Annotated in this window: 15 protein-coding genes and 1 tRNA gene; 9 read left to right on the top strand and 7 right to left on the bottom strand. The window is 66.6% G+C overall.

Going from position 1 to position 14,959, the window contains the following annotated elements; translation table 11 throughout:
- Nucleotides 1-76 precede the first annotated feature (76 nt).
- Nucleotides 77-775, bottom strand: a complete 699-nt coding sequence (locus ACQCSU_RS06375) for a 5-formyltetrahydrofolate cyclo-ligase (RefSeq protein ID WP_426978897.1) — start codon at nt 773-775, stop codon at nt 77-79.
- Nucleotides 776-826: 51 nt separating this feature from the next.
- Between ACQCSU_RS06375 and galU the strand changes: the two genes are divergently transcribed.
- The 5 genes from galU (at nt 827) to ACQCSU_RS06350 (ending at nt 4,502) form a co-directional block, all read left to right on the top strand.
- Nucleotides 827-1,744 (top strand): UTP--glucose-1-phosphate uridylyltransferase GalU, encoded by a 918-nt coding sequence (gene galU, locus ACQCSU_RS06370; RefSeq protein ID WP_354240878.1) that lies wholly within the window; start codon nt 827-829, stop codon nt 1,742-1,744.
- A 5-nt stretch (nt 1,745-1,749) separates the two neighbouring features.
- Entirely contained in the window at nt 1,750-2,370 is a 621-nt protein-coding gene (locus ACQCSU_RS06365) for a GNAT family N-acetyltransferase (protein WP_426978896.1), read from the top strand.
- A 143-nt stretch (nt 2,371-2,513) separates the two neighbouring features.
- A complete protein-coding gene (locus tag ACQCSU_RS06360) occupies nt 2,514-3,479 on the top strand; it encodes a hypothetical protein (protein ID WP_426978895.1) in 966 nt (321 codons plus the stop codon).
- 103 nt (nt 3,480-3,582) lie between these two features.
- Nucleotides 3,583-4,383, top strand: a complete 801-nt coding sequence (locus ACQCSU_RS06355; protein WP_426978893.1) for an SDR family oxidoreductase — start codon at nt 3,583-3,585, stop codon at nt 4,381-4,383.
- Nucleotides 4,384-4,429: 46 nt separating this feature from the next.
- Nucleotides 4,430-4,502 (top strand) — tRNA-Ala (locus ACQCSU_RS06350).
- Nucleotides 4,503-4,878: 376 nt separating this feature from the next.
- Here ACQCSU_RS06350 and ACQCSU_RS06345 read toward each other — a convergent pair.
- Both ACQCSU_RS06345 and ACQCSU_RS06340 read right to left on the bottom strand, forming a co-directional pair.
- Nucleotides 4,879-6,006: an EAL domain-containing protein gene (locus ACQCSU_RS06345; RefSeq protein WP_426978892.1), complete on the bottom strand. Its 1,128-nt coding sequence runs from the start codon at nt 6,004-6,006 to the stop codon at nt 4,879-4,881.
- A 508-nt stretch (nt 6,007-6,514) separates the two neighbouring features.
- A complete protein-coding gene (locus ACQCSU_RS06340; protein WP_426978891.1) occupies nt 6,515-6,952 on the bottom strand; it encodes a hypothetical protein in 438 nt (145 codons plus the stop codon).
- A 244-nt stretch (nt 6,953-7,196) separates the two neighbouring features.
- Here ACQCSU_RS06340 and ACQCSU_RS06335 point away from each other — a divergent pair, with 244 nt between their 5' ends.
- Nucleotides 7,197-8,063, top strand: a complete 867-nt coding sequence (locus tag ACQCSU_RS06335; protein ID WP_426978890.1) for a hypothetical protein — start codon at nt 7,197-7,199, stop codon at nt 8,061-8,063.
- A 12-nt stretch (nt 8,064-8,075) separates the two neighbouring features.
- Here ACQCSU_RS06335 and ACQCSU_RS06330 read toward each other — a convergent pair whose 3' ends face one another.
- A complete protein-coding gene (locus ACQCSU_RS06330; protein ID WP_426978889.1) occupies nt 8,076-8,972 on the bottom strand; it encodes a neutral zinc metallopeptidase in 897 nt (298 codons plus the stop codon).
- A 350-nt stretch (nt 8,973-9,322) separates the two neighbouring features.
- Here ACQCSU_RS06330 and ACQCSU_RS06325 point away from each other — a divergent pair, with 350 nt between their 5' ends.
- Complete coding sequence (locus tag ACQCSU_RS06325) at nt 9,323-10,915, top strand: ABC-F family ATP-binding cassette domain-containing protein (RefSeq protein WP_426978888.1); 1,593 nt, start codon at nt 9,323-9,325, stop codon at nt 10,913-10,915.
- Nucleotides 10,916-11,042: 127 nt separating this feature from the next.
- Complete coding sequence (locus tag ACQCSU_RS06320) at nt 11,043-11,366, top strand: hypothetical protein (RefSeq protein ID WP_426978887.1); 324 nt, start codon at nt 11,043-11,045, stop codon at nt 11,364-11,366.
- Nucleotides 11,367-11,398: 32 nt separating this feature from the next.
- On the opposite strand, the gene corA is transcribed toward ACQCSU_RS06320, so the two are convergent.
- Nucleotides 11,399-12,394: a magnesium/cobalt transporter CorA gene (corA, locus tag ACQCSU_RS06315; protein ID WP_426978886.1), complete on the bottom strand. Its 996-nt coding sequence runs from the start codon at nt 12,392-12,394 to the stop codon at nt 11,399-11,401.
- A gap of 81 nt (nt 12,395-12,475) precedes the next feature.
- On the bottom strand, nt 12,476-12,973 hold the full coding sequence (locus tag ACQCSU_RS06310) for an Lrp/AsnC family transcriptional regulator (protein ID WP_426978885.1): 498 nt from the start codon (nt 12,971-12,973) through the stop codon (nt 12,476-12,478).
- A 176-nt stretch (nt 12,974-13,149) separates the two neighbouring features.
- On the opposite strand from ACQCSU_RS06310, the gene ACQCSU_RS06305 reads away from it, so the two are divergent.
- A complete protein-coding gene (locus ACQCSU_RS06305; protein ID WP_426978884.1) occupies nt 13,150-14,388 on the top strand; it encodes an MFS transporter in 1,239 nt (412 codons plus the stop codon).
- A gap of 18 nt (nt 14,389-14,406) precedes the next feature.
- Here the strand turns inward: ACQCSU_RS06305 and ACQCSU_RS06300 are convergent, their stop codons facing one another.
- Nucleotides 14,407-14,913, bottom strand: a complete 507-nt coding sequence (locus ACQCSU_RS06300; protein WP_426978883.1) for an Lrp/AsnC family transcriptional regulator — start codon at nt 14,911-14,913, stop codon at nt 14,407-14,409.
- Between the last annotated feature and the right edge of the window lie 46 nt (nt 14,914-14,959).

The following is a 14,959-nucleotide window of genomic DNA, read 5'->3' as shown; positions in this document are numbered from 1 at the left end:
TATGTCTATCGACGGGTTCCTTCCCTTAGCAGTCGCAGGGCCTGAGTGCCAATTCTATCATCCCGGGAATGTGGCTTCAGAGCAGGCGGATCAGCCCGCCCGGGGTCAGCGCGGCGGACACCTTTCGGTCGAACGACTCCGCCGGAATGCTCCCGGCGGGCAGCACCTCGGCGTCGTAGACGACCGCAGCGGTGGGCAGCGCAAGGGGAGGCCCTCCGCCGTCGTCCGGCTGTTTGTGGCCGGGCCGGATCGACGCCAGCCGCGCGAGGAACTTGTCGTAGTAGCCGCCGCCCTGGCCGATGCGGTTGCCGGAGAAGTCCACGGCGGTGGCCGGCAGGACGATGCCAAGGGCGGATTGCATGATCTCCGGCCCGTGGCGTTCCCCGACGGGTTCCGGGATCGGTGCGTAGCGGCTGCGGACAAAACCGGACGCCGGAGTCCAGTACACCCAGCTCAGTTCGAGGCCCGGCTCGCAGACCGGCAGCAATATATCGTGTCCGGCGTCGTGCATGGCCGACAGCAGCGGCAGGGTTGGCGGTTCGCTGCCCACCCCCAGGTAGGCCGCGAAAGTTCCCGTCCCGCCGCCGGCGAGTTTGTTTGCCCACGTCAGGCCGTGCCTGGCAATGGCTGCGCCTGCGGCGTCGAGCACTGTCGGTGAAAGCCCGGCGCGCCGCGTCCGGTGGCTGGCGCGGATCTCTTCCTTTGATGCCTTCAATGCCCGGCCCTCCACCTGTTGCAGTCCCGTGCCGAGCCGCGGCGCGTCGTCCGGGCTCATTGCGGCTGTAGCTAATTACCGAATGTTTAGTACCTCCGTTAGATTAGTCGAGTGACTACACCAATCGCTTCCGTCCGCAAGGCCGTCATCCCCGCTGCGGGCCTCGGCACCAGGTTCCTTCCGGCCACCAAGGCCATGCCGAAGGAAATGCTTCCCGTGGTTGACAAGCCGGCCATCCAGTACGTCGTCGAGGAAGCCGTCAACGTCGGTTTGAGCGACATCCTGATGATCACGGGCCGAAACAAGCGTGCGCTCGAAGACCACTTCGACCGCGTCCCCACGCTGGAAGCCACCCTCGAAGCCAAGGGGGACACCGCGAAGCTGGAGTCCATCCAGGCCGCCAGCAACCTCGGCGACATCCACTACGTGCGCCAGGGCGATCCGCTGGGCCTGGGCCACGCCGTCCTGCGTGCGAAGCAGCACGTGGGCTACGAACCGTTTGCTGTCCTGCTGGGCGATGACCTGATCGACGCCCGAGACGAGCTGCTCAGCACCATGATCGAGGTCCAGGCCAAGACCGGCGGATCGGTGGTGGCGCTGATCGAGGTGGACCCCTCCCAGATCAGCGCCTACGGCTGTGCCGACGTCCATGCGATCCAGGGTGAAGAGTACGTCCGGATCAACCACCTCGTGGAGAAGCCCGACGTTCAGGACGCTCCGTCCAACCTCGCCGTGATCGGCCGCTACGTCCTCCACCCGGCGGTGTTTGAGGTCCTGGAACGCACTGCGCCCGGCCGTGGCGGGGAAATCCAGCTTACCGACGCACTTCAGGAGCTCGCTGCCGGTGACGGCGAAGGCTATGGCGTGTACGGCGTCGTCTTCCGCGGCCGCCGCTACGACACCGGCGACAAGCTGAGCTACCTCAAGGCCTGCGTTCAGCTCGCCTGTGACAGCGAGGACCTGGGCCCCGGCCTGCGTGAATGGCTGCCCGAGTTCGCCTCCAGCCTCACTTCCAGCCTGACCAAGTAACTCCCGTGGGGGGCAGCTTCAACTGGCCGGTGACGCTGGAGTGCGGCGACATCGTGCTGCGCCCGATCCGGTACCGGGACCGCAAGGAGTGGACGGAAGTCCGCTCCCGCAACAGCGAGTGGCTCGCCCCCTGGGAGGCGTCGAATCCGATTCCGGGCGGCGGTCTGCCAGACTACCGGCAGATGGTGCGCTCCCTCAAGGCCCAGGCCGCCCAGGCCTCCGCACTGCCGTTCGTCATCACGGCCTGGACGCCCGGTTTCCGGGAGCCGCTGATGGTGGGCCAGCTGACGGTGTCCTCCATAGTCTGGGGGTCGGCGATGATGGCCACCCTAGGCTACTGGGTGGACCAGGAGCGGGCCGGCCAGGGCATTGCCCCCACCGCAGTGGCGCTGGCCACGGACTACTGCTTCCGCACCCTCGGGCTGCACCGGATGGAAATCAACATCAGGCCCGAGAACGCGCCCAGCCTGCGAGTAGTCGAGAAACTCGGGTTCCGGGACGAGGGCTACAGGCCGCGTTTCCTGCACATCAACGGCGAATGGGCTGATCACCGCACCTTCGCGCTGACCTCCGAGGAAGTGCCCGAGGGCCTTGTTGCCAGATGGCTCAAGAGCCGCCCGTCGTGAACGGACGGCCCCCGTGCTGACCAGCCGGAACGTCATAAATCAAGTCATTTGCCGGTTGCCTCGCGACACACCGGGGACAATGCGGGCCCGCCAGCCGTGTTGCTCATACCGTTTTGATTGTGGACTTCCCTCTTAGCAGCTCTGTGATCCTTGTCATTGCTGTTGCGCTCTGGATCGTGTGGGTGGCCCCCTACGTGCTCCGGAACGGACGCCACCAGTTGCAGCCTGCGGGCGAGCTCCTGGCGGATGTCGTCGACATAGCAGCAGCAGACCCCCAAGCCGGGAAGGTCATGATGATGACGCCCCAGCAGGAGAAACCCATGACCAGTACACAGCGCACCGGCCCTGCCACGGGCCCCACGGAGTTCCACGGCGCCCGGCAGCCGGCGGCGCCGGGACCGGTCTTCAGGATCCGCTACGGGCGCCTGGCCCTCGCGCTGGCAGGGTTGCTCTCCCTGCTCACAGGTGTCATCTCGGCAGCGCTGCGACTCTTCGGCCTGGGTTCCGCCTGGCTGCCCGCCGTGACTCTGCTGGGCGCCATCGGCGCCGTCGTATTGCTCCGGCGGCTCGCCGTGCGTGACCGCCGACGTAAAGTGAAAGCGGCCTTCCGGTCCGCCATGAGCGAGCCTGCGAGAACGGCCCCGGCGCCGTCCGCCCAGCAGCGGGCAGTTTACCGCGAGTCAGCGGAGCGGGCGGAGAGTCCTCTCTTCGATGCCCAGGCCGTCGCTGCGTCGGCCGAGCCGGCCCCGAAACCGCTGACCGCCCTGGAACTCCGGCAGGCCGCCCTGGCCGAGGCGGCAGCGTCCGGTGACGAATCGGTCCGCGCAGGCCAGGGTCCCGCGTTGCCGGCATCTGCACCCGTCAGCTGGGAGCCGGTAGAAGTTCCCAAGCCCACCTACGTGGAAGCGGCCAAAGCGGAGCGTGCAGCTCCCGAGCCGCTCGACCTGCCGGAAGCCCCCAAAGCTGTCGGCAAACCGTCGCTCAAGCAGGGCCTCGAGCAGGCAGCATCGTCCGCGGCTCTCAGCGCCGACACCGACTCGAAGCCCGTCGGGAAGGGCCAACGCGCCTTGAGCAACCTGGACGACGTCCTCCAGCGCCGCCGCGCCTGAATCCTTCTTCTTCCGAGCCCCGGGGCAGCCCGTCACGGCCGCCCGGGGCTTTCTCGTGGCCGGGGACTGCCCCAGGGAGCGTACCTGGCGGTAGCCTCGGGGCATGACTCGAATCTGTGTGGCCGGCGGAACCGGCCAGGTGGGCCGCCAGGTAGTGCGCCAGGCTGTTGCCCGCGGACTTGCGGTGGCCGTCCTCAGCCGCAATCCGCCGTCGTCCGGCGCGTCCGCCCGGCCCGACGGAGCGACGTATTTCCGCGGCGACGTCACCACGGGGGAGGGCCTGGCAGCGGCACTCGCCGGAGCCGACGTCGTCATTGACTGTCTTGAGGGCCGGTCGGGCAAGGCGCTGAAGAACTTCGCCGACGGCGGGGCGCGGCTTCTGGCCGCTGCCCAGGACGCCGGGGTACCCAAGGCTGTGGTGCTGTCCATCATCAATTGTGACAAGAGCGGTTTGGGGTACTACCGTTCGAAGGCGGTCAAGGAGCAGGTTTACGAGCGGTCCGGTCTGGAGACGGTCGCGCTGCGGGCGACGCAGTTCCATTCGCTGCTGGCGAGGGTGTTTGCGGCGGGCTCAGGGGTCCGGATGATCCCGGTGGTGCAGGGCGCCCGGTTCCAGCCGATCTCGCCCTCCGAAGTAGCCACGGCCCTGCTCGACGCCGCGCTGGTGCCGCTGGCGGGCGTGCGGCACCGCGTCCGGACCATCGGGGGCCCGGAGATCGCGGCGATGGCAGAACTGGCGCGGGAATGGCAGCAGGCGAGTGGATCCCGGGGACACCTGGTGCGGCTGCCGCTGCCCGGTCCGATGGGAAAATACCTGCGGGAGGGCCTGAACCTGGTCCCCGAGGAGCGACACGGCAGCGAGACATTCGCGCGCTGGCTGGCAAAGAACGCAGATACTTTGTAGCCTAGGGACACCGGCAACGCCGTTCCTCCTGGACCGGCGTTGCTTCGGGGCTATAGCTCAGTTGGTAGAGCGCTTCGTTCGCATCGAAGAGGTCAGGAGTTCGAATCTCCTTAGCTCCACCGGTTGCAAGGGTTTTTGAACCCTTGAGTGCTTGCAATAAACACTTTGGTAACACTTTGGGCCGGAAATTGCAGCCGAAGGGGACATAGCTGTGTGTCATCGGCTCATCGTACCCAGGCCTGCGGACCGTGGAGACGCGCCGGGCCGCCGTCCATGCCGTACCGAGGCGACTACAGCCGGCTGGAAATCGATCGCAGTGAGGCCATGGCCGATGCCAAGGCGAAAAACCCGGCAACCGTCACTATTGAGACGGCGCCGAGGACTGCCGCGGGCCACCCTGGAGGGCGTCAGCCCTTTCCAGGGCGCCTACGAGCCAAAACCCGGGACAAGGCCTGCCAGGTCGTCCGAGGGCGGTTCGTCGCTGTATGACCGTGGTCAAAACCAAATCGAAGCTATTGGGGGAGAAATGTCCGATCCCGTCTTTGAAGGAGCCGGGAGGTTCCAGTGGGCCCAGTCCTGGGGGCGGGTGGTGGGCCGGCCGAGGAAGTAGCCTTGCACGGCTGTCACGCCGAGACCGGCGACAGCTGCCAGTTCGTCATTGGTTTCGATCCCTTCGGCGATGAGCGCAGCTCCGAGCTGCTCGGCGAAGCCGACCATGGCCTCGCCGAAGGCATGGCGGAGGGTGTCCGTATCGATTCCGGCGATGAGGTTGCGGTCCAGTTTGATGATGTCGGGTTGGAGATGCCTGATATGGCGGATCGAGTCGAAGTACGAGCCGGCATGGTCGATTGCGAGCCGGACTCCGCGTTGCCGCAGGGGTGCCAGCGCGGCGCCCAGGGCGGCGGGCTGCTCCGCGGTCAGGGCGTCGGTGAGCTGGAGGACCATGCGGTCAGGGGCCAGCATGGATTCCTCAAGCAAGCCCGGCAGCAGGGGGTCCAAGCAGGTGGCCGGGGACAGTTTCAGCGCCACGTACAGGTGGGTCGGCAGGTGCTGCGCGGCGGCGAGGGCAGACTCCAAGGCCGTGAATTCCAGCTCGCTTCCCAGCCGCGCCTCGGCGGCTTCCGCGAACCAGTAGTCCGCGTTGTCGCTCCCGTCGGAGACGAACCGTGTGAACGCTTCGACGCCGACAACGGAGCCGGTGGAGAATTCGTAGATCGGCTGAAAAGCGGTCAGCAGCATCCCGCCTTTCAGGACCGCCTCGATCCGCGAGGCGCGCTCCGCCGCTGACGGAGCAGGGGTTCCGGTCTGCGGCTGAATGGCGGACCAGGCGGCCGGGGGCCGCACCTTCGAGGTGCCGGCGGGGAGCCAGGTCAGGGACCTGAGGGAAATCAGGTGTTCGGTCAGCGCCGTTTCCGGGTGCCCGGGATGGGCGGCAAAGTGTTCGCGAAGCTGATCCCTGACACGGCCTTGCTCCGGCGCGGGGTCTGAGAGCACTGTGTCGATAATGGCCGAGGCCTGGCGGCGTATCCCCGAAGTGTCATTGCGGCAAAGGCCGCCGGGTGCCGGGTCTGCGGGAGCTTGGCTTTCGGAGGATGCTGGCAAGGACGACGGGTCCATCGACATGGGCTACTCCTTTGTTCCCGTTCCGGCTGAGCCCGGAACCGGCCCGCGTCTTCCAGAATCCAGAATCCCGGATCCCGGATCCCGGAGGGCGGAAGGCCGTGAACGGACTGTACCACGGTACCGACCACGTGTGACCCTTGGATGTGGAACAACCAACGCGGTAAAACATATCGCTGCGAAATGGCACTGGGCTGATCGTCGACCGTTCCCCGACAAGCCGACCGAACCATTCGGCCGCGGTGGCCTGTGCAGGTTCCGTTCCGCAGGCCCGTGAAGACCAGCGCATAGCTGCAGGTGACCTCCGCACCCGCGCCGGGGCACTCCACCGGTCCGCCCCCGGGCCCCGGTAGACCGGCGCAGCCTGAGCCTTCTGAGCGTCATTTTCCCGCTGAGCCCCGATCTGCACTTCTGCGGCAGGAGCAATACGTTGGCGCCAGAGCTGGGTTCCCGATTGTGGTCCTGGGCAACTGTAGCGAGCCGACCGTTTCGCGGGCATAGATACGGCCATCTACCCTCGGGGGGCTTTGCCTGACTTTATCGTCGCCATCGCCACAAGCGCCGAAAGTGCAACCGCGCTAATGCCGTAGAGCACCATGCCCCACGGCGTGTGATCGCCCCCGCTCGTTGCGAACGCATCGGCAATGCCCATTCCTGCCGGGAACGCGGCGTACCAATGTGACGGCGCTGCAAGCACAAGAAGCAGGAGATCGAGAACGAGAACATCCTTCACCCGGGAACCAGATTGCGTCAGCGCACGGATTAGCACGAGACCCGCCAGAACCACTCCGCTGATTGCCCATGCAATCACTACGGGTGCGGCCAGGGACTCGTTAGCTTCGTTGAGACCGGCATGGATTTCGTCCAGTGTTGCGCCAGGCACGGCAGCCAGCGGATTCCACACCAGGATCTGGAGTGTGCCGGTGAGAGCGTAGGCCGTAATGATCATGAGCCCTGCGCTCGCTACCCGGACGGCACGCCCCTGCTGGTTGTTCCCCCCCGTAGCCCATGCCAGGAGCCTAGTCGTTGCGTCTGGCCGCGGCCAGACGGATGCAGGCACATCGTCCGCAAAGAACGTGAATACCGGGACCGGCAGGATGTTAGAGTGCGGACGGGGAGCCTCTGCGCCGCTTCGTGCGGCCGAAGTGGTGGGCCCGCACGACAGGTCTCATCTACAGTCAGGAATGCCCTTCATGGTGGAATTCACCACGCGCCGCCTCATCGCGGCAGCAGCCATCGCCGGAGCGCTCTCGCTCTCGGCCTGCGTGGCTCCGGCCGCTGCACCGGAGCCAGCGGGAGCCACCGCTGCAGCTTCAACAGAAGCAACAGAAGCAACAGCAACATCAGAAGCAGAAGCAGCAACGTCCGCTCCCGCGCCGACACCGCCGCCGACGGCGGCCGGGCCCGAGCCGGTTCCCTACGCCCAGCCCCAGGGCGGCATCGACGTGGACGACCCCGCAGCCATCCAAAGTGCCCTGGCGCAAAACTTCATTACCGAGCTGGTGACCAACAAATACAGCCTCTCCGGTCAGTGGGTCGAGGACGGTGGCTCACACGCCATCACAGCCAAGCTCTGGGACAACCGCTTCAGCGACAACCTCAAAGCCAAGCTGATTGCCGCTGGCAAGGACGGCGACGTTTCCACGTTCGGCAACTGGGCCGTGTTTGCCCTGCCCGGACCGGACAGCAAGGATGCCGTCAAGGCCTCGCCCGCCTGTGCCGCAGCCCCGGAGACCCACTGCCTGTTCATCCAGGAGATCGACGGCGACACCGGAGCCATGCAGCAGGCCGGGGGCGCCCAGGAAGCCACCATGGACCAGTCGGTTCCCAATCGGGTCGCCTTTGACTACGACGTTGTCGTCCCAGTGTCCCTGACCGAGAAGGGGAACGCTGAAGGGGTGATGAAGGGTGTGCTGAAGGTCGAGATGACCTACGTGCCGAACCCGAACCTGGCCGCCGGCGGCCCGGACTTCCTCATCGACTCGATCAATAACAAGCTCACCGGCGCCGAGACTGACGTGCTGGCCGGCAGCCCGGACCTGACATTCGAGTCGTACTAACCAGGTAGCCGGCTATCCCGCGTAGACCGGAGTCTCCGGGAAGAACGAGTTGCAGCCCGGAAGGCCGCTGTTGTACCCGAGCTGGAGCGCATCGATCCGTTCCTGCACCGGGGTTGGCTCCTCGCCCGGATCCGGGGGAGCGACGGCGGCCATCAGGGCATTCAGATCGCCCAGATCCGCGGGGTACAACAGGTTCCCGGACTGTGCAGCGTGCTGCACCCAGGCGCCGGCGATGCAATCAGCCTGCTTCTCGAGCAGGGCATTTTCCTCGGGCGTCTCCGGCTCGGGCACCTTCATGATGTTCTGAATATGGTGTCCCCATTCGTGGGCATACGCCACGGCGGGCGCCGCGTAGCCGACGCCCTTGTACAGGGCCCACAGCGCGTCCTGGCCGGTGTAGATCGCCCGGTCCGTCAGGCAATACGAGTAGTCCGCGCTGCTGTACGGGTCAGGGGTGCCGTCGTCCTTGAGGCAGGCCGTGGGGCCTGTGACGCCCGCTGCCACATAGTAAAAGGCGGCCGGGCGGCTGACCGTGCCGTACCGCTCGTCGAACATCGGGGCGACTATCCCGAGCAAATGGCCGAAGTAGCCCGCCATGCTCTCATAACTGTGGCAGCCTTCCGGTGTTCCTGTCGGGCAGTAGAGCGCATCCCGGTAGGCCGCCAGTTCCTCGGCGGTCGCGGGGGCGGCCGCCTTCAAGGTTGTCGGGGGAGGCTCCGGGGCCAGGGTGCCCGGCGTCGCCGTCGGGGTTGAAGTTGCGCTGGCTGTGTCGCTGGGGGACGCGGTCCCGGGTGCGCTGGAGGTGGTTTCTGCCGCCGGCGGCGGGGTGCCGCCCTGCGGGCCGCACGATGTCAACAGCATCATCACGGCCAGGAGCAGAGGTACGGTGGCGGATAGTTGGCGGGCCATGGGGCACTCCTTGGTTATCAATGAGACCAAAGTGATTGCCGTGTCCGACGTGACTCGTGAGAGCTGTTCCCCAAGGCATAAGGATATGAGCGGGCCTTCAATGTGTCCATGACTCCGGGGATGCGTTATGAACCCGCAATCGACGCCCGGGCCTCGGGAGGGGCTCCTCGCGGGGGTCTCCGCCGGTGACGGCGGCGCGGACAGCCGGGGCCATAGCGTGAACTAAAATGGAGTGAATATCGGAGGAATCCGTCACATGCTCCACAAGCGCGGCTCTCTGACCGGCGTACCCGCCGGCCTGGAGGGCTTTCCCTTTGGCGCCCCAGGAACACCCCTCGAGAGGACAGCCAATGAGCCTGATCCGGCTGCAAGACGTCAGCGTCCGCTTTGACAACACCCAGATCCTGCGCGAGGCGTTCTTCCGCCTCGAGGCCGGGGACAGGGTCGGCCTGATCGGCAAGAACGGCTCGGGCAAGACCACCATCCTCAAGCTGGTCCTCGACCAGGTGACACCGGACACCGGCACAGTCACGCTGGAGCTGGGCACCAAGGTGGGTTACTTCTCCCAGTTCTCCGAACTCAACGGCGAAGCCACCATTCTGGAAGTGCTCGACGGACTGTTCGTCGAGATCAAGGCCGTCGAAGCGGAACTGGCGTCCATCGACGCGTCCATCGCCGCAGACCCGGCCGGCGCGGAGCTGGACCGGCTGATCCAGCGCCAGGCGGCGCTGTTCGAGGACATGGACCGCCTCGACGGCTGGGACTACCCGCGGCGCATCGACACCGTGCTCACCACCCTCGGCTTCGACGAGGCCCACCGGGGCTGCGCGATCGACGAGCTGTCCGGCGGCTGGCGGAACCGGGCCGCCCTGGCCAAGATCCTGCTCGAAGGCCCGGATGTGCTGCTGCTCGACGAGCCGACCAACTTTCTGGACGTGGCCGGCGTCGAATGGCTAGAAAGCTGGTTCCGGGACTTCAAGGGCGCGGCGATCATCGTCTCGCACGACCGGAAGTTCCTCGACTCGGTGGTCACCCGAATCATCGAGGTGGAGAACTTCCATCTGCATGAGTACCCGGGCAACTTTGCCGAGTATGTGGTGCAGAAGCAGTTCCGCCTCAAGACGCTCGAGTCGCAGTTCGTGCACGAGTCCGAGCTGCTGGCCTTTGAGGCCGAGGGCATAGCCGACCGCCGCGAAGCTGCCAAGGCCGCCAGCCGCGGGCTGGGGAACCAGTTGGCCAAGATCAAGAAGTCCCGCACGCCGCGGCCCGTGGACCAGATCGTCACGGAGATCTACGGCGGCCTGCACGTGAAGGATGTGCTCTGCCGGGTGGAGGGGCTGGGCAAGTCCTACGGCGGGAAGGTGCTGTTCGAGGACCTGAGCTTTGAGATCCGCCGGGGCAACCGGATCGTGGTCCTCGGCTCCAACGGCAGCGGCAAGTCCACGCTGCTGAAGGTGCTCACGGGCGAGGAGCAGGCCGACTCCGGCGAGGTGGCCTGGGCCAAGGGGCCGGGTTTTGTCTCGTACAACCAGATGCTTGAGGACCTCGACGACGCCGACACCGTCTCCCATGCGGTCAACGCGCTGCCGGACAGCCTGGCCTTCAGCGCCACGAAGAAGTCCGTCAACAGGTTCCTCGCGATGTTCCAGTTCTCCGAGTCCGACCTCAAGCAGAAGATCGGGAACCTCTCCGGGGGCCAGAAAGCGCGCGTGGCCATGGCGCAGTGCCTGCTGTCCGGCGCTTCGGTGCTGCTGCTGGACGAGCCGACCAACCACCTGGACATGTCCAGCACCCAGGTCATGGAACGGGCGTTGGTTCACTTCCCAGGGGCAGTGGTGGTGGTCAGCCACGACCGCTTCTTCAGCGAGAAAATCGCCAACCGGCAACTCGTCTTCGGCAGCGATGGCGCCGTCCCCGGTGAAATCGATGTGCGCGCCGCGTAGGGCCGCTGGCCGGTCTCAAACGGGGTCCGATCCGGCCGGTACCGGAATGGCGTGCCCCGGAGGGCGGATGTGACGGCAGGCCGCCGGTGCCAGCCCCGGACGGACGGATCCGCGGGATAATGGGAACATGACCGAGCAGGATCAGGACCGCGACCCCTGGGAAGAGTTCGACCGACTCAAGCCCGCGGGTCCCGACCGCGTCGCGGGCTACCCCGGCGGCGAGCCCCAGGGCTTCGGCTTCCGGACGGGCGTGCGGAGCGCGAAGGTGGCCATCGGCTTTGCCGTCTATGCCCTGTGCCTCGGGACCGTGCTGGTGGTGATCGGGGCCGTCGTCTTCGTCGAGCAGGGACAGTGGTGGTGGCTCGGACTCATGGTCCTGTTCGAGGCACTGTTTGTCCTGGCGTTTACCCGCTTGCTGGCCCAGGCGCGGAACCGGCGCGCCGCCGGCTGATCCAGGCTCCGCCGGCTGACCCAGCAGCGCGCCTAGAGCCAGCCCTTGCGCTTGAAGATGCCGTACATCAGTCCCGCGGTGCCGGCCATGAGCCCGATCGCCATCGGGTAGCCGAACGTCCAGTGCAGTTCCGGCATGTGGTCAAAGTTCATCCCGTAGACGCCGGCCACAAAAGAGGGGGCGAAGAAAATGGCGGCCCACGAGGAGATCTTCTTGACCTGCTCGTTTTGTTCCGCGCTGGCCTCGTTCTGCCGGTTGGCGGTCAGCGTCCCGTCCAGCGTGAGCGCGTTCTGCAGCAGGTCCCGGAAGGAATCGGCGCGGGAGATCAGCCGCTCCACATGGTCCTCCACATCGCGGAGGTTGTGCTGCAGCTCGGTGTCGACCTCGTACTTCTCGAAGCCGCGACGCAGCAGCTGCATCATGGCGGGAAGCGGATGGATGGCGCGCTGGAACTGGATGACCTCCCGGGCCAGCTCGTAGATCCGGCGGGACACCCTGGGGTCACCGCTGAAGAGCTGATCCTCGATTTCGTCGATGTCGTTTTCCAGGCCGGCAACCACGGGGACGTAGTCATCCACCACCTGATCCATAAGCGCGTACAGCACCGCCTCGGGGCCGTGGGCCAGGAGCTCCGGACGATGCTCCAGGCGGCGGCGCACCTGCGCCACGCTTCCGGTCTCCGCGTGCCGGATGGTCACCACGAAGTTCTTGCCGGTAAACACATGCAGCTCGCCGAACTCCACGGTTTCGGTCTCGTCGAGGTACCGGGCCGGGCGGAGCACGGTGAAGAGGTTGTCCTCGTAGCGCTCCAGCTTGGGGCGCTGGTGGGCCGAGATCGCGTCCTCCACGGCCAGCCCGTGCAGGCCGAATTCCGCGGCGACGGCAGCCATCTCCGCTGCGGTCGGCCGGTACAGGCCGATCCAGGCCATGCCGCCGTGCCGGGTCAGGGTCTCGAAGGTCTGCTCGAGGCTCTGCGGCTCGGCACTGCGGACGCCGTCAACATAGACGGCGTTATCGATAATAGTCACGGGCCAATTATCCTGTCTCGCGGCGCGGATGGGCGGCAAGGGCTGCCGAACGCGCTGCCCCGCCCCGCCCCGCGCGGCGTGTCACGTGGCGCGGCCGGGGGCCAGCGAGCTGCCCTGGGCAAGGCGGCTGATGAGCGGCTCTGTCCGGTACTGGATGTGGGTGTGGAGGGCCAGCACGGTTTCTGTCCGGATGACGCCCTTGATCCTGAGGATGGACCGCAGTGCGGCCTGGAGGTTGTGCGTGTCGGTCGCCACCACCCGGCACCAGACATCGCCCCGCCCGGAGATCTCGTGCACTTCAAGGACCTGCGCGATCAGGCGCAAGGCGCCCACGACGCCGTCGAGTTCCCGGTGGTTCACCTCGATCGTCACGAACGCGACGACGTCGTAGCCCACCGCCTCGAGGTCGATCTCCCGGCCGCCGTCGTGCAGCAAACCGGAACGCTGCATCCGCCGCACCCGCGACTGCGCGGTGTTCCGAGCGATGCCCAGGGTTTCACTGAGCTCGCCGATCTGGATCCGGGGATCCCGGATCAGTTCCAGCAGGATTTTCAGGTCGGTAGGGTCCAGACTGTTCAAATCATCACTCCGGTTCACTTCGGTGGCCTGTGATTGACGGTTTTGATCAATTTTGGCACAGAAATTGGCCGGTTAGATCATGAATGCCTCATTCTTTAGGTATCAAACTTTTTCCGGACGGGCAGCACCCCACACCACGGGCGCTGTGCGGTCCGGTTTCACGCAAGGGCACGGACATGACTGTCTTCAGCGAACTTCGCATGCGCCCGGCCACAGCTGATCGCTGGGGTTGGGATGCTTCCGTCACGGCACGGCTGGTGATGGCCGGCGTCGTGATCTTCACGCTGCTGGTCGGCGCAAATCTCGCAACGCCGCTGTATCCGTTGCTGCAGGCCAAGCTCGGCATCACCGCCCTGGACGTCACGGTTGCCTTCTCCGCCTACGTCCTGGCGCTGGTGGCCACTCTTGTACTCGCCGGGCACTGGTCGGACCACATCGGGCGCCGGGCCGCCCTCGTCCTGGCGGTGCTCGTCGGTCTCGCCGGGGGTGCCGTTTTCGCCACGGCGGACAGCCTGTTCATGCTCTCCGCCGGCCGGGCGCTGCAGGGCGTCGCGGTGGCGCTCGCCACCGGCGCCAGTTCCGCCGCCCTGCGCGAGCTGCTGCCCAGCCGTCCCGATTGGGCCTCGCGGTTCACACTCCTGGCATCCGCCGGAGGAGTCGCTGCCGGCCCGGTGATCGGCGGGGTGCTCTCGCTCCTGCCCGGCCCCACGTCCACCCCGTACTACCTGCATTCCCTGGCCCTGGTCGCGCTGCTGGTGCCGCTGTACCTGCTCAAGGCCCGGCCGGCCATCAGTTCGGCCACCGGCCCGCAGCCGCTGAGCGTCCTGGCGCCGCGCCGGCCGTCCGTGTCCAGCGAGGCCCGCGGCGCCTTCTGGCTGGCCTCTTCGGTGGGTTTCCTGAGCTTCACGGTCTTCGGCTTCTGCCTCTCCCTTGCGCCCGGCTACTTTGCCCAGATCGTCCACGCCGACTCGCGGCCGCTGATCGGCCTGCTGGCGGGACTGACGCTGGGCTCGTCGGCGCTGAGCCAGCTGCTGGCCGTGCGCGGACGCTTTGTGGTTCCGGTGGGGCTCGGCATGCTGGCGGTGTCCGTGCTGCTGATCGCCGCGGCCGCCGCCTGGAGCAGCCCCTGGCTGCTGATCCTGGCGAGCATTGCCGCCGGCGTCGGCCAGGGCGTGTCCTTCCGGACGGTCTTCAACGACGTCGCCGGAAAAGTGGAGGCGCCACGCCACGCCCAGGTCATCAGCACCCTCTATGTCATCACCTATCTGGGCAGCGCCATCCCGGTCATCGGGCTGGGGCTCGCGGCGGGAGTGGTCGGCCTGCAGGCGGCCGTGGCCGGCTTCGTGGTGCTGTGCTCGATCGCGGCAGGTGCCCTCGCGCTGATCACCCTCCGCGCGGCGCTCCGCCGCGCCTGACGGTCGCGGCTTCCGGAGCTAATCCGGCAGCGGTCCGTGATTGCCCTGGATGTGGTCAAACACCAGGGTGGTCTCGGTGTGGCCCACCACCGGATCGGTGGCCAGGTTGTCCAGCACCCAGTCGCGCAGATCCTCGGTGGTGGCCACGGCGATGTGCAGCAGGTAGTCCACCGAGCCCGAGGTGTGGAAGGTTGAAAGCACTGCCGGGAGCTTGGGCACCCTGGCGGTGAACCGGTCGATCTGCTCGCGGTCGTGGGCCCTGAGCCGGACGGCAATGAGCGCCTGCACCGAGCGCCCGATGGCGGACAGGCTCAACTGGGCTTCGAAACCGAGGACTATCCCGCGCTCCGAGAGGGCCCGCGTGCGCATCAAGGCCGTCGACGGTGCGATGCCCACGAGTTCAGCCAGCTGCTTGTTGGAAATGCGGGCATCCGCCACCAGGGCCGCAAGCAGGCGCTCGTCGATCGCGTCCAGCGGCTCGCCGGCACCCACTCCCGGCCGAATATTCTTCGCGCTGCTACTCACGGATCCTCCTTGAAGTGTTGTCAGTTCATCATAAACGGCACATTCC

Source organism: Pseudarthrobacter sp. O4 (genome assembly GCF_050157025.1).
Lineage (GTDB): Bacteria > Actinomycetota > Actinomycetes > Actinomycetales > Micrococcaceae > Arthrobacter.
This window is presented reverse-complemented; position numbering and strand designations above follow the sequence as displayed.

Bases quoted from the DNA above. Each gene is read 5' to 3' on its own strand.
- ACQCSU_RS06345 (WP_426978892.1), bottom strand. From the start codon at position 6,006: ATGTCGATGGACCCGTCGTCCTTGCCAGCATCCTCCGAAAGCCAAGCT.
- ACQCSU_RS06325 (WP_426978888.1), top strand. From the start codon at position 9,323: ATGAGCCTGATCCGGCTGCAAGACGTCAGCGTCCGCTTTGACAACACC.
- ACQCSU_RS06320 (WP_426978887.1), top strand. From the start codon at position 11,043: ATGACCGAGCAGGATCAGGACCGCGACCCCTGGGAAGAGTTCGACCGA.
- ACQCSU_RS06355 (WP_426978893.1), top strand. From the start codon at position 3,583: ATGACTCGAATCTGTGTGGCCGGCGGAACCGGCCAGGTGGGCCGCCAG.
- ACQCSU_RS06335 (WP_426978890.1), top strand. From the start codon at position 7,197: ATGGTGGAATTCACCACGCGCCGCCTCATCGCGGCAGCAGCCATCGCC.
- ACQCSU_RS06340 (WP_426978891.1), bottom strand. From the start codon at position 6,952: ATGATCATTACGGCCTACGCTCTCACCGGCACACTCCAGATCCTGGTG.
- ACQCSU_RS06305 (WP_426978884.1), top strand. From the start codon at position 13,150: ATGACTGTCTTCAGCGAACTTCGCATGCGCCCGGCCACAGCTGATCGC.
- ACQCSU_RS06330 (WP_426978889.1), bottom strand. From the start codon at position 8,972: ATGGCCCGCCAACTATCCGCCACCGTACCTCTGCTCCTGGCCGTGATG.
- ACQCSU_RS06375 (WP_426978897.1), bottom strand. From the start codon at position 775: ATGAGCCCGGACGACGCGCCGCGGCTCGGCACGGGACTGCAACAGGTG.